Source organism: Streptomyces sp. NPDC008121, assembly GCF_042957155.1.
Lineage (GTDB): Bacteria > Actinomycetota > Actinomycetes > Streptomycetales > Streptomycetaceae > Streptomyces.
This window is the reverse complement of the sequence record NZ_JBIBHT010000002.1, coordinates 196622-210634: the sequence shown is the minus strand read 5'-3', so window position 1 is coordinate 210634 and position 14013 is coordinate 196622. Positions and strand designations below refer to the sequence as shown.

The 14013-nt window shown below is 72.7% G+C and carries 8 protein-coding genes and 1 pseudogene; 6 read left to right on the top strand and 3 right to left on the bottom strand.

Going from position 1 to position 14013, the window contains the following annotated elements:
- Positions 1 to 69 precede the first annotated feature (69 nt).
- Both ACFZBD_RS06590 and ACFZBD_RS06585 read left to right on the top strand, forming a co-directional pair.
- A complete protein-coding gene (locus ACFZBD_RS06590) occupies positions 70 to 1932 on the top strand; it encodes an HSP90 family protein (protein ID WP_391136524.1) in 1863 nt (620 codons plus the stop codon).
- Complete coding sequence (locus ACFZBD_RS06585) at positions 1933 to 4983, top strand: hypothetical protein (protein WP_391136521.1); 3051 nt, start codon at positions 1933 to 1935, stop codon at positions 4981 to 4983.
- A 105-nt stretch (positions 4984 to 5088) separates the two neighbouring features.
- Here the strand turns inward: ACFZBD_RS06585 and ACFZBD_RS06580 are convergent, their stop codons facing one another.
- From ACFZBD_RS06580 to ACFZBD_RS06570, 3 genes are all read right to left on the bottom strand, one after another.
- Complete coding sequence (locus ACFZBD_RS06580) at positions 5089 to 7104, bottom strand: ATP-binding cassette domain-containing protein (RefSeq protein WP_391136518.1); 2016 nt, start codon at positions 7102 to 7104, stop codon at positions 5089 to 5091.
- A gap of 329 nt (positions 7105 to 7433) precedes the next feature.
- Entirely contained in the window at positions 7434 to 8027 is a 594-nt protein-coding gene (locus ACFZBD_RS06575) for an NAD(P)H-dependent oxidoreductase (RefSeq protein ID WP_391136515.1), read from the bottom strand.
- 186 nt (positions 8028 to 8213) lie between these two features.
- Entirely contained in the window at positions 8214 to 9320 is a 1107-nt protein-coding gene (locus ACFZBD_RS06570; protein ID WP_391136512.1) for an aliphatic sulfonate ABC transporter substrate-binding protein, read from the bottom strand.
- 1054 nt (positions 9321 to 10374) lie between these two features.
- Between ACFZBD_RS06570 and ACFZBD_RS06565 the strand changes: the two genes are divergently transcribed.
- The 4 genes and pseudogenes from ACFZBD_RS06565 to ACFZBD_RS06550 all read left to right on the top strand — a co-directional run bounded on the left by ACFZBD_RS06565 (position 10375) and on the right by ACFZBD_RS06550 (position 13918).
- Positions 10375 to 11604: an LLM class flavin-dependent oxidoreductase gene (locus tag ACFZBD_RS06565; protein ID WP_391136508.1), complete on the top strand. Its 1230-nt coding sequence runs from the start codon at positions 10375 to 10377 to the stop codon at positions 11602 to 11604.
- A pseudogene (locus ACFZBD_RS06560) lies at positions 11601 to 11966 on the top strand (GNAT family N-acetyltransferase); the annotation flags it as partial. The gene ACFZBD_RS06565 and the pseudogene ACFZBD_RS06560, both read left to right, overlap by 4 nt.
- A 246-nt stretch (positions 11967 to 12212) precedes the next feature.
- The gene (locus ACFZBD_RS06555; RefSeq protein ID WP_391138497.1) at positions 12213 to 13157 is read left to right on the top strand and encodes an ABC transporter permease subunit; all 945 of its coding nucleotides are present in this window, start codon (positions 12213 to 12215) and stop codon (positions 13155 to 13157) included.
- Positions 13154 to 13918, top strand: a complete 765-nt coding sequence (locus tag ACFZBD_RS06550) for an ATP-binding cassette domain-containing protein (protein WP_391136505.1) — start codon at positions 13154 to 13156, stop codon at positions 13916 to 13918. Before ACFZBD_RS06555 ends, ACFZBD_RS06550 begins: the two co-directional genes overlap by 4 nt.
- Positions 13919 to 14013 lie beyond the last annotated feature (95 nt).

Genomic DNA, 14013 nt, shown 5'->3' with positions numbered 1-14013 from the left:
ACCGCTTCCGTCCGTCCCCGCGCCCGCGCCCCTCACACCGCTCGCGCGCCCACCGAAAGACTCCGTCAGGTGCCTCACTCCGAGACCACGCACTCCTTCCAGGTCGACTTGCGCGGCCTGGTCGACCTGCTCTCCCACCACCTCTACTCCAGCCCCCGCGTCTACCTCCGCGAGCTGCTGCAGAACGCCGTCGACGCCATCACCGCACGGCAGGCGGCCACCCCCGGCGCGCCCGCCACCATCACCGTCCGCACCGGCGACACCCTCACCGTCACGGACACCGGCATCGGGCTGACCGAGGCCGACGTCCACCGGTTCCTCGCCACCATCGGCCGCAGCTCCAAGCGGACCGCCGAAGGCGCCCTGGACGGCGCCGGACTCGAGTCCGCCCGCGGCGAGTTCATCGGCCAGTTCGGCATCGGCCTGCTCGCCTGCTTCGTCGTGGCCGACGAGATCACCGTCCTCAGCCGCTCCGCCGCCGACCCGGCGGCGCCCACCGTCGAATGGCGCGGCCACTCCGACGGCCGGTACACGATCCGCACCCTGCCCGCTTCGGCCATGCCCGAGCCGGGCACCACCGTCCGCCTCGTCCCGCGCGCCGACAACGCCGAGTGGACGAGCCCGGAGCGGGTCGTCTCCCTCGCCCGGCACTACGGCGGCCTGCTCCGCCACGAGGTCACCGTCGTCGGCCCCCGCGGCGAGACCCACCGGGTGAACGAGACGCCCCCGTGGGAGCAGAACCACCGCTCACCGCTGGCCCGCCGCGAGGCGATGACCGCGTACTGCCGCGGCCTCTTCGACTTCACCCCGCTCGACACCATCGAGCTGGACCTCCCGGCGGCCGGCCTGCGCGGCGTCGCCTACGTCCTCCCCACCGCCGTGAGCCCCGCCCAGCGCGCCGGGCACCGGGTGCACCTCAAGGGCATGCTGCTCACCGACCAGGCCCCCGAACTCCTCCCCGACTGGGCGTTCTTCGTCCGCTGCGTCGTCGACACCACCAGTCTGCGGCCGACCGCGTCCCGGGAGTCGCTGTACGAGGACGGCACCCTGTCCGCCGTACGGGACGCCCTCGGCGAGCGGATCCGGGACTGGCTCACCGGGCTCGCCGCCAGCGACCCGTCCCTGCTGCACCGCTTCATCGACACGCACCACCTCGCCGTCAAGGCGCTCGCCCGCTACGACGACGAACTGCTGCGCATCGTCCTGCCGTGGCTGCCGTTCGAGACCACCGACGGCAACGTCACCCTGGAGGAGTTCGCGCGGACGCACCCGACCCTGCTGGTCACGCGCAGCGTCGAGGAGTTCCGCCAGGTCGCCCCCATCGCCGCGGCCGCCGGACTGGGCGTCGTCAACGGCGGCTACACCTACGACCGCGACCTCGTCCTGCGGCTCCCCGAGATCCGCCCCGGCACGACCGTCACCGACCTCGACCCCGCCACCGTCACCGCCCACCTCGACGCCGTCGACCCGACCGCCGAACTCCGCGCGGCCGCCTTCCTCGCCGTCGCCCGCGAGACGATCGGCGTCCACGACTGCGACGTCGTCCTGCGCGACTTCCAGCCCGTCACCGCCCCCGCGCTCCTCCTCGACAACCGGGAGGCCCGCCACGAGCGGACGAGGTCGAGCATGGCCGCCGACAGCGACGGCCTCTGGGCCGACATCCTCGGCTCCCTGCGCCACGAGACCCCGCGCGCCCAGCTCGTCCTCAACCATCTCAACCCGCTGGTCCGCCAGGCGATCACGATTACCGAACGCGGCCTCGCCGTCACCACCGCCGAGGCCCTCTACGGCCAGGCCCTGCTGCTCAGCCGCCGCCCGCTCCGGGCCGGCGAGAGCGCCCTGCTCAACCGGGCCTTCATCGGCCTGCTCACCCACGCCATGCACCACACCGGCACGGCCGCCGACGGCTCCGGACCCCGGAAGGAACTGTAGATGCTGGACACTCCCGAGGCCGTCGTCGAGGCGCTGCGCGAGAACAACGAACGCCCGCACGGCCTGCAGCGCACCATCACCGCCGAGGAACTCGTCGAGGCCGCCGAGCCCTTCGACCAGAACGACGTCCTCGTCACCGCCCTGCTGGAGCTGATGTCGGCGTACGAGTTCACCGGCGAGCACCGCAAGTCGCCCGTCACCTTCGCCCGCCTGCTCAAACTGTGGGACACCGCCCCCGAGGCCTTCAGCCAGTGGGAGGCCCACCAGGTCTTCTGGCGCTTCAAGTGGGTGACGACGTCCCTGCTGCAGGTGCCCGAGGTCCCCCTGGCTACCCTCCACGGCTGGATCGACCAGATGCGCACCCGCTACGAGAAGGCCGGGCACGGCATGCAGCCCGTCGCGGCGATGCGCTACCACGTGGCCGCGCACACCGGCGTCGGCACCGCCGACGCCTACGACCTGTGGGCCACCCGGCCCCGCACCGAACTGAGCGACTGCGAGGCCTGCGAGACCCGGCACCTCGCCTGGCACCAGGTGGTGTCGGGCGACGACGCCGCCGCGCTCGACAGCTGGCGTCCGGTCCTCGACGGGGCGATGGGCTGCACCGAGGAACCGCAGATGACCCAGGCACGCGCCCTGCTGCCGCTGCTGCGCCTCGGCCGCGAGGACCGGGCCCGGTGGGACGAGGCACGCTCCCACCACCTCACCGGTTACCGCCGGGTCCGCGGCAACACGGGCATGCAGGAAGAGGTCGGTCTGCACCTGGAGTTCTGCGCCCTGTCCCGCAACGAGGGCCGCGGACTGGAGATCCTGGCGGAGAACCGTCCGCTCTTCGAGGCCACCGGCGCCCCGCTGGCCCGGCTGGGCTTCCTCACCGGCGTCGAGGTGCTGCTCGCCCGGCTCCTCGCGGACGGGCACACCGACACCGCGGTCGCCGGGCCGCCAGGACGGAACTGGACGGCCGGCGCGCTCCTCGCCCACGTGCGGACCGAAGCGGACCGGCTCGCCGCCGCGTTCGACGCCCGCAACGGCACGACGGCCGTCGGGGACCACCGACGGACCCGCCTGGACCGGCTCCCGCTGCTCGACGAGCCGCTGCCGCTCGGACTGCGGACCTCCGTCACCCGGCTTCCCGCCGCCACCGCCACGAACGGTGCCGGGGTAGGGGAGCGGACCGGCCCCGCGGCCGCGACCGCCGGGCCCGACGTACCGGAGGATTTCGTCTCCCTGGTGCGGGAGGCACGCCGCCTGTCGGCGCAGGGACACCCCGGCAGCAGCCGGCTCTGGAGCCGTGTCGCCGACCGGCTCGCAGACGACAACACGCCGCACGACGACCGGCTCGGCGCCGAGGATGTCCTCCACGCGGAGCTGGCGGAGCACCGCGCCTACCTCCTCTCCCTGGAGGACGTCGACGCGGAGAGCATCGCCGAACTGAAGCGGGCCGCCGACCTGTTCGAACAGGCCGGCCTTCCCTGGCACGCCCTCTCCGCCCGCACCCGCGCCTTCGCCTGGGAAGCGGCCCCCGACGAGAGCGCGCGGGACGCCGACGGAACCCCGGAGGCGGACGGGCCCACCGAGGGCGGCGCGTCGGACGCGATCCGGGCCGGCATCGATGAGGCGCTGCGCGCGGCGGAACGCCTTGCGGCCGAGGCACCCCTCACCGGCGAGAACCCGGGGAAGTCGGAGGCCGAGTCCACGACCGAGAGGGCGGCGGAGCGGGTACGGGAGTACCTCGCCGTGCTGTACTCCTGCACCTTCGCCGCCTACCAGGAAGCCGTACGGCAGCTTCCCGAGCCGGCCGACGCCGCCGTCGAACGGCTCGAGGAGCAGGCCCGCATGCTCCACCGCGAGGCGGAGCGCCTGTCCGTACCGCACCAGATCGCCAACGCCCGGCAGTTCCTGGCCGACCTGGCGGGCCGGCGCGGTGACGTCCAGACCGCCGAGGCCGAGCTGCGGGCGGCGCTCGAGGACATCGAGGCCTCCGACCGCCCCTGGCGCGGGTCGCGCCCGCGCGCCCTGCTCGCCCAGATCCTGATGTCCAGGAACGAGCCGGCGGAGGCGGCGGAGCTGCTGCACCGGTCCCTCGCCGACGCCGTCCGCTACGACGACACCGAGTTCCCGCTGGCTCCGACGTACGGGCTGCTCGGCCACGCCGCCTCGCACCTCGGGGACGCGGGCGGCGCCGTACGCCATCTCTCGGAGGCCGCCGCGCGCTTCGACCAGGCCGGGGCGCACGAGGAGGCCACCGACATGCGGCTCCAGCTCGCCGACGTCCTGGCGCGCACCGGGCAGCAGGCCGACGCCGTCGCCGTACTGGAGTCCGTCCTCGCCGACGAGGCCTCGGCCGGCCTCGACGAGCGGCTCCTGGCCCAGACGCGGCTGACGCTGGCGCGGGGCCTGCGGGAACTGGAGGAGTACCTTCCGGCAGCCGAGGAGTTCCTGCGCCTCGCGGACACCGTCGCCGGGTGGCAGGACGACGGGGTGATCCACACCCTGGTCGCGGCCGAGGCGGCCACCGCACTGGCCATGGCGGACCGCTGGGACGCGGCGGGCACGGCGTACGACCGCGCCGTCGCGTCCCACGCCGAGGCACCGAACGCCCCCCTGATCACGCAGATGATGTGCGAGTTCGCACGTCTCACCATGCTGTCCCGGGGAGCGGACGGCCTCGACGCGGCCCTGGACCACCTGAAGCAGGCCGACGCCGTCCGGGCCGCGGTCCCGGAGGACACCGAGGGCTTCGTCCCCTGGTACGAGAGCGGCAGCGTGCACTACCGCCGCGCCCGTGTCCTGGCCGAGGCCGAGCGGTTCCCCGAGGCCCTCGCCGAGGCGGAGGCCGCCATCGCCGCCCACGAGCAGGGCGGGGAGCAGGGCGAGGTGCCGCGCGCGGAAGCGGTCCGGATCGCCGCGCTGATCGAGGGCAACGGCCTCGGCCGCTTGAAGGAGGCCATCGCCCGTCTCACGACGGCGGCGGCGCGCTGCCGCAAGGCGGAGCTGCCCGAGGCCGCCGACATCCTGAACGCCCTGCGCCAGGACTATCTGAACCGATGAGGGACGCCCGGCGGTCGACCGCTCCGGTCGGCCGTCGAGGGCGCCCGGCCCTTGGCCCGGGGGACGACCGCGGACCGAGGGCCGGCTGTGCGTGCGCTCCGGCGGTCAGGGCGCCGCCCCTTCGGCATGCGCCGCGTTCCGGGGCTGGTAGGCGGCGGCCTGGAGGGTGAACATGTCGGCGTAGTCGCCGCCCAGCGCCATCAGTTCGGCGTGGGTGCCCGACTCGACGATCCGGCCGGAGTCGAAGACGTGGATGCGGTCGCAGTCGACGACGCTGGCCAGCCGGTGCGAGATGAGGACGGTGATCTGGTCCTCGCGCAGCCGACCGCGCAGCACCGCCTCGTAGACGGCGTGCTCGGAGGGCGGGTCCATGCTCGCGGTCGGCTCGTCGAGCAGGAGCAGGGCGGCGCGCTTGTAGAGTCCGCGGGCGACGGCGATCTTGGCCCACTGGCCGCCGGAGAGCTCCTGCCCGCCACGGAAGCGCTTGGACAGCAGCGCCTCCCATTGCCCGGGAAGCGCCTTGATGACCTGATCGGCGCCCGCCGCCCGTACCGCCGCCAGGACGTGCGCCGGGTCCGCCTCGGTCAGACTGCCGGTCGACACGGTCACGTTGGCCAGCGCGCTGAACGGGAAGTGGACGGGGTCCTGGAGGACACAGGCGACCCGCCGTTGCAGGGACTGCGCGTCCAGGTCGCGTACGTCCACGCCGTCCCAGCACATGCGGCCCTGCTGGACGTCGTGCAGACCGGCGAGGACCTTCGCGCAGGTGCTCTTGCCCGAGCCGTTGAGGCCGACGAAGGCGACGGTCTCGCCGGCGTGGAGCGTGAGGGACACCCCGCTCAGCGCGGGGGTGTCCTTCCCGGCGTAGGTGAAGGAGACATCCTCCAGGGTGATGGTCCGCACCCGGTCCGGCGCCTGGGCTTCGGCGGTACGGAGCTGGAGGCCGCGGCAGCGTTCCTGGACGGCCAGCAGGTCGTCGACCCACAGGGCGTGCTCGTACACGAGGTGCGCGTACTCGACGAGCCGGGTCAGCGAGGTCTGCCCGGCTTGGATGGCGAGCACCGCCCCCGCGCCGGCCGCCAGGGGCAGCCAGTCCGAGACCAGCATGGCGGCGAGCGCGGCGTAGGTGACCCCGGTGCCCAGACCCCCGACGCCGCGCCCGCCCAGGTTGAGCAGGGCCGCCCGCACGCCCAGCCGCGTGTCCTCCTCGGCGATACGGGTGATGAGGCGCCGGTGCTCGTCGAGGAGCGCGCCCTGCGCCGTGTCGGAGCGGAGTTCGGCGGCCGCGTCCTGGTCGAGGAGGAGCCAGGAGAAGACGCGGACCCGGCGCTGCAGGGCGTTCCACCGTTTGAAGGAGTGGAACCGGGACCGCGCGCTGCGCACGGCCGCCAGGCCCACGGGCAGGACCGAGAGCAGGAGGAGGGGCAGCAGAGCGGGGTGCAGGATGCCGAGGACGCCGGCGGTGCCGGCCAGGCTGAGGACCGCGGAGGCGAGGGAGACGACTTGGCCGACGATCTGCCGGGCGTAGAACAGGCCGCGGTCGTTGGCGCGGTAGACCTCGTCGTGCCAGTTGGCGTCCTCCACTACCTCCAGGCGTACGTGTGCGGTCAGCCGGAAGAACTCGCTCTCCAGCGCGGTCCGGATCTTCGGGGTGATCCGCGCCTGCGCCACCGCGACCGCCGCCTCCAGCAGCGCCCGCGCGGCGAGGAACCCGACGACGAGGAGGATCTGCGGGACGGCGCCCCGCACCCGGTCGGGAGTCGGGCCCTGCGCGAACAGCTCCCGCAGCACCGCGACACCGGCGATCAGCCCGAAGGCGCTCATCGCCGCCGAACCCAGCTGGCACACGACGACCCCCGCCGTCGCGCGCCGGTCGGCCCGCCAGGCGAGCTGGCCGATCTGCGCGGTGATGCGTGGCAGCCGGGCGAGGACCTGGCGAACCGTCGCGTCGGCGGCCGCGCCGTCGTGGACGGACCAGTACGCCTCCTCCATCTCCTCGGCGATGTCCCCTTGCCCGGAGCCGGTCGGCAGGGTCCGGGGAGGGGGAGGCAGGGGGAGCGGCGCGGTGCGCGGCGCGGGGACGGTGTCGTCGGGGGCGTTCGCCGGAGTGGGGTCGCTCATGCCGTCCCCCGCGCATCCCGACGAGCGGAGCCCCGGGCGGGAGCCACGGAAGGGGCGGCGGGCGGGATGGCCCCGGGCAGGGCGGGAGGGGGAGAGGATGCGGGCACGGGGCGGGTGGGCAAGGGGCGCATGGGACCTCCGGAAGCGAGCCGTCAGGCTGGTGTGGAGGTCAACGACAGCTCCCCGATGTTCGAACACACGTGTTTCGGTCGGGGTGTGATCCGCCGGGGGAAGCGAGCCGGCGAGGGTGCGCGATACATGGACCCTTGCCGGACAGGGACCGTGCCTGGGTGGGGAGTTGGCCGAAACGCCGAGGGCCGCCCCGCGGGTTACCCGAGCAGCGCCGCCGCCTGTTCGCGGGCTTCGGCCAGCCAGGCCGCGCGTTCCTCCGGGGCCGAGCCCGTGACGGTCCGGAAGACGATCCGGCGGACGTCCGTTACGCCCACGTACGGCAGGACGCACGCCGCCCAGATGCTCTGCAGCGGGTCGCCGAACTCGCGCTCCTCCCGCTCGGCGGGGGTGTCGGAGGTGTTCAGCACCAGGGCGCGCCCGGCCTTCAGCAGCCCGGCCGGTTCGCCTTCCGCCGTCTGCAGTTTGTACGCGACCCCCGGCGCGAGGACGCGCTGGACCCAGCCCGTGAGAACGGCGGGCGGCATTCCCCACCAGTTCGGGTGCACGAACACCAGGCCGTCCAGCGCGGCCAGCTCCGCCTGGTGCCGCGCCACCTGGGCGTCATGGGAGCCCTCCGCCGACTCGACGGTCTCCGTCTCATCGGCGGAGATCAGCGGTGCGAACCCTTCGGCGTAGAGGTCGTGCGCCGTCACCTCGGCGCCCCTTCCGCGCAGCTCCTCCACGACGGCGTCGAACAGGGCGTGGTTGAAGCTGCCCGGGCCCGGGTGGGCGAGATAGACCCCTATGCGCATGTGTTCCCCCAGTGGACACCGACGGCCTCGGCTCCGCCAGGTGCGGGCAGGCCGTAGCCGCACGGGCGGCGGCTGATCGTCATTGTCCGGCAACCGACCGTTCCGGGGTGCGGCCGGGCGCGCCGCCCGGGGGCCCTTGGAAGGGGCCCGGGCGGCGCGCCGGTTCGAACTGCTGTTCCTGTCCGGTTACTTGACGCCGAGGCCGGCGTCGGCGACCTCGGGCCGGCCCTCGGCCTTCAGGATCTTGTTGAGCGGCTTCAGGTCGTAGATGCCGTTCAGGTCGGGCTTCTTGAGGAGTCCGGCCTTCACCGCGTGGTCGGCCTGGGCCTGGAGCGTCGCGGCGAGCGGGTCGTTGATGAACTGGATCGAGGGCCAGGCGGCGTCGATGACCTCGGCGCCGAGGGGCTTGCCGGTGAGGTCCTTGAGCTTGGCGTTCGCCGAGACCTTGGCCTTGTCCGGGTTGGCGTTGATCCACGCGTTGGTCTTCACCGAGCCGCGCAGGACCGCCTCGACGACGTCCGGGTGCTCGGTGAGGAACTTCTGGGACACGATGATGTTCGTGATCACGAACTTCTTGTCGGGCCACAGCGTCGACTCGTCGAGCAGCACCTTCGCGCCTTCGGTGACGAGCTTGGAGGCGGTCGGCTCGGGCACCCAGGCGCCGTCGATGGAGCCTGAGGTGTAGGCGTTGGGGGTGACCTTGTTGTCCGTGCGGACCACGGAGACGTCGCCCTTGCCGCTCTGGGCGTCGACCTTCCAGCCCTTCTCGGAGATCCAGTTGAGGAAGGCCACGTCCTGTGTGTTGCCGAGCTGCGGGGTGGCGATCCTCTTGCCCTTGAGGTCGTCCAGGGTCTTGATCTTCTCGGGGTTGACGACGAGCTTCACGCCGCCGGAGGCCGAGCCGCCGACGATGCGCAGGTTCTTGCCGTGGGACTTGGTGTAGCCGTTGATCGCGGGGGAGGGGCCGATGAAGCCGATGTCGATCGAGTCGGCGTTGAGCGCCTCGATCTCGGAGGGGCCGGCGTTGAACGTCGACGCCTTGATGGCGGTACCGCCCAGCTCCTTCTGGAGAATGCCCTCCTGGATGCCCACCAGGGCCGTGGCGTGCGTGAGGTTGGGGAAGTAGCCGATCCGCACCTCTTCGACGGACAGCTTCTTGGCGTCCGCCGCGATCTTGGGCTGCGTGGTGTCGTCGGCGCCCTCGGAGCCGTAGCCGCACGCGGTCAGCAGAAGGGGGAGCGCGGCGAGGGCGGTGAGGGTACGCACGGTGGCGAGCGGTCTTGCGGCAGACACGGAGGTGTCCTCTCAACGGATGGGCGATCGGCGGGCGATCGGGGGTGAGCGGTGAAGGGGCGGACGGACGACGGCACCGGTGCGGGCACGCGGATCGTCGGAGGAACGCGCGGGAGGAGCAGGCGGCGCGGAACCGGAAGGTGCGCGGCCGAAGCGGTACGTGCAGCGCCGGCGGAGCCTCGCGTCGGCACGGCCGAAGGGCGGGGCGGGACCGGAACGTCAGTGAGGCGGACAGAGGGCGCTGGACGCGCGGCCGAGGTCGATGTGACGACGCGAGGCCAGAAGAGGCGGCGCCGGATGTGCGCGGTCGAGCGGTGCCATGGCCACCTCCCCCAATCCCTAGTTCTCCTACCGGGTTGCTAGGGATCGTGGCAGAAGGAAGCCTTCACCCCAAGAGGGTGTTCGTATGATGGACAATTGCTTCTCGAAGAGTGAGACAAGGGAGGTCGAAGGCGTCGGTTTGGGAAGGTCAACAAGCGCTTTGTGCAGAGGGGTTGGCCCCTTTCCCAGTGGCACGCGCAGCACTGGCCACGCGTCGGCGATCAGGCGCGGAAAGGGCCGGGTCGACGTCGGTCCGGCATCCGGGCAACGGTTGACGAGAAGCGCGAGTAATGCTCAAGTGTTCGCATGATTGCTGAGCAGCGCTTGGTCACCCGTGGCCACATCGACTTCGGTCGGGTGTGGTCCGCGGCGTGTTGCGCCTGACTCGGCAGCGGGCCGTCTGACCGGCCGCTCCTCTCCCTCGGCGCCCGCGTGATGGGCCGAGCCCTCCCCTCGTAGCACCACTCCCGTACGCCCTGAACCCGGGCACGGAACGGTTCCGCGAGCGTGGACACGCAGCCGTACCCCCGTTCCGCCCGGGCCGCTGCCGCCCGGCGTCCCCGCCCCCTCCCGTGTCGCGCTCAGGCTCCGGCCCGCCGCGCCGCGGACCGCCGCCGTGCCCGGCCCCGCCGCGCTCGGCCGGCCCCCGGCGTCCGCCTGTCCCGCCCCCGCCCGAGCTCCGCCGGGCCCATCGCCCCTCAGCACCCGAAGACTTGAGGAAAGGTCATCTCCCATGCCTGTGGAGTTCCTCGGCATCGCCGCCACCCATGACGGGTCGGAAACGACCGCTCGCTCCGGTGACGCGTTCGACAAGCAGTACACCCTCCGGCTCGCCCGGGCCCACGAGGAACACGGCTGGGACCGGGTGCTGTTCGCGTACGGCTCCGGCTCGCCCGACCCGGCGCCGGCCGCCGCCTTCATCGCGAGCAGGCTCGACACCTTGCAGATCCTGCTCGCCCACCGGCCCAACGTCTCGTACCCGACCTTCGCCGCCAAGACGTTCGCCACCCTCGACCGGATCAGCGACGGCAGACTGACGGTCCACTTCATCACCGGCGGCAACGACCACGAGCAGGGCCGCGAGGGCGACACGCTCACCAAGGACGAGCGCTACACCCGCACCCGCGAGTACATCGGGATCGTCAAGAGGATCTGGACCACCCACGAGCCCTTCGACCACGAGGGCGAGCACTACCGCTTCCACGATTTCGTCAGCGATGTCTTCCCCGTCCAGCAGCCCCGGCCGCGGGTCTCCTTCGGCGGCTCGTCTCCGGCGGCGTACGCGGCCGGCGGAGCCGAGGCCGACATCTACTGCCTGTGGGGCGAACCACTGGCGAGGACCGCCGAGCAGATCGAGACCGTGAAGGCCGCGGCGAAGGCCGCGGGCCGCCCCGAAGCGCCCCGCATCCAGGTGGCGTTCCGCCCGATCATCGCCCCGACCGAGGAGTTGGCCTGGGAGAAGGCCCACCGCACGGTCGGCACCATCCGGGCCCGCCGCGAGCAGGGACTCGTACGCCACCACCGCACCGGGGCGCCGGAGAACACCGGTTCGCAGCGGCTGGTCGCCATCGCGGAGGCGGGTGAGCGCTACGACCGGGCCCTGTGGACGCCGACCGCCGCCGCCACCGGCGGCGCGGGCAACTCCAACGCCCTGGTGGGAACCCCGGAAACGGTCGCCCAGGCCCTGCTCGACTACTACGACCTGGGCGTCGACATTCTCTCCGCCCGCGGTTACGACCTGCTCGACGACGCCATCGACTTCGGGCGGTACGTCATCCCGATCGTCCGTGAGGAGGTCGCCAAGCGCGACGCCGAGCGTGCGGCGAAGGCGGAGGCTGAGGCCGGCGGGGAGGCCGGCCGCGGACTCGTCGGCGCAGGCTCCGCCACGGCCCCCGGCGCCGGGCGGGACGCGGCGGGCGTGCCGGAGTCCGGCTCCGAGCGGCGCGTGGCGGTCCGACGATGACCTCGGTGCCCGACGCCCCCGGCCTGACCGTCGTCCAGGTCCCGGTCGCCGACCCGCGCGTCCAGCCGCTGCTGCGTGAGCTGGGGGAGGAGTACGCGGCCCGTTACGGTCAGGACGCCCACACCGAACTCGCCCGCTATCCCGACGAGGAGTTCGCCCCGTCCCATGGCGGCGTCCTGCTCCTGCTGCTGGAGGGCGGTGCCCCGGTCGCGGGCGGCGCCTTCCGCCGGTACGACGACACCACCGCGGAGCTGAAGCGGATCTGGACGCACTCCGCCCACCGCAGACGCGGCCTGGCCCGCCGGGTCGTGGCCGAACTGGAGCGGGAGGCGGCCGACCGGGGCTACCGGCGGATCTATCTCACCACCGGCCCCCGCCAGCCCGAGGCGCGCGGCCTCTACCTGGCCACCGGTTACACCCCGCTGTTCGACACGGACGCCGACCCCGAGACCATCGGCCCCCTGCCCTTCGAGAAGGACCTCGGCCCCCCGGCCGCACCCGAACGCGAGGCAGGGGCGCCCGCCGCCCCGCGTCGCAAGGCCCCCGAAGAACGCGTACCGGAACGAGCGTCCACCGCCCCGCGTCGCAAGGCACCCGCGGAGCGCGGTCTGCCGGACGGGCTCGGGGTCGTCCCGGCCCGCCACTACGGCCGCTGGGCCGTCGCCGCCGTCGTCACCGTGCTCGTCGTGCAGTTCGCGCACGGACTGGCCACCAACCCCGTCTGGGAGTGGTCCGTCTTCGGCGCGTACTTCCTGTCCGAGACCATCGTCCAGGCCGTCGGAACGACCCTCCAGCTCACCGCCTACGCCACCGTCCTCGGCTTCCTCCTCGGCACCGTCCTGGCCTTCATGCGGCTCTCCCACAGCCCGGTGCTCCAGACGGTGGCCTGGTCGTACATCTGGATCTTCCGGTCCATCCCGATGATCGTTCAGCTGGTGTTCTGGTTCAATCTGAGCGCCCTGTACGAACGGCTCGGCGTCGGCATCCCCTTCGGGCCGGTGTTCTGGTCCGTCGACAGCAACAGCCTGATCGGCACGATCGGCGCCGCCCTCATCGGCCTCTCGCTGCACCAGGCCGCATACGCCGCAGAGATCGTGCGCGGCGGCGTCATCTCGGTCGACCCCGGACAGCTGGAGGCCGCCGCCTCCCTCGGCATCCCGCGGTTGCGGCAGATCCGCCGGATCGTGCTCCCGCAGGCCATGCGGGCCATCCTCCCGACGGCCGGCAACGAGATCATCGGCCTCCTCAAGGGCACGTCGGTGGTCTACGTCATGGCGATCGGGGAGCTGTTCTACCAAGTCCAGGTGATCTACGGCCGCAACGGCAGGGTGATCCCGCTGCTCCTGGTCGCCACCGCCTGGTACGTCCTCCTGACCTCGCTCCTCTCCATCGCGCAGTACTACGTCGAGCGCCGCTTCGCCCGGGGCGCCGACCGCACCCCGCCGCCCACCCCGCTCCAGCGCGCCCGGCGCTTCGCACGGAACGTCCGCGCGGCGGCGGCGCGCCACGACCGGCCCGTCGTCCCCCTCAAGACCCTCGGAGAAGCCCGATGAGCGACGTGATGGTGGACGTCCGCGGAGTCCACAAGAGCTTCGGCCCCTTGGAGGTGCTGCGCGGGGTGGACCTGCAGGTCCGCGCCGGAGAGGTCACCGTCGTCCTCGGCCCGTCCGGCTCGGGGAAGTCCACCCTGCTGCGCACCATCAATCACCTGGAGAAGGTGAACCGCGGCTGGATCAGCGTCGACGGCGAACTCATCGGCTACCGCCGCTCCGGCGACAAGCTGCACGAACTGAAGGAGAAGGAGGTCCTGAAGCAGCGCACCCACATCGGGTTCGTCTTCCAGAACTTCAACCTCTTCCCGCATCTCACCGTGCTGGAGAACCTCGTCGAAGCCCCCGTATCCGCCCTGCGCCGCCCGCGCAAGGAGGCGGTCGAGGCGGCGGGCCGTCTGCTGGAGCGGGTCGGCCTCGCCGACAAGGCGGGCACCTACCCCCGGCAATTGTCGGGCGGGCAGCAGCAGCGCGTGGCGATCGCGCGCGCTCTCGCCGTGGAACCGAAGGTGCTGCTCTTCGACGAGCCGACCTCGGCGCTCGACCCGGAGCTGGTCGGCGAAGTCCTCGACGTGATCAAGGACTTGGCCCGCTCCGGGACCACGATGATCGTCGTGACCCATGAGATCGGTTTCGCCCGCGAGGTCGCCGACACCGTGGTCTTCATGGACGAGGGTGTCGTCGTCGAGCAGGGCCCGCCCGCCGCCGTCCTGGACGCCCCGCGTCACGACCGCACCCGCGCCTTCCTCTCCAAGGTCCTCTGACGCGCCCCTCGGCGTCCCCGCACCTCATGGACGACCCCTCACGGGCGTCTCGCCCCGTACGCCCGTCGCACCGTGCCACCCGCTCACGCAAGGAG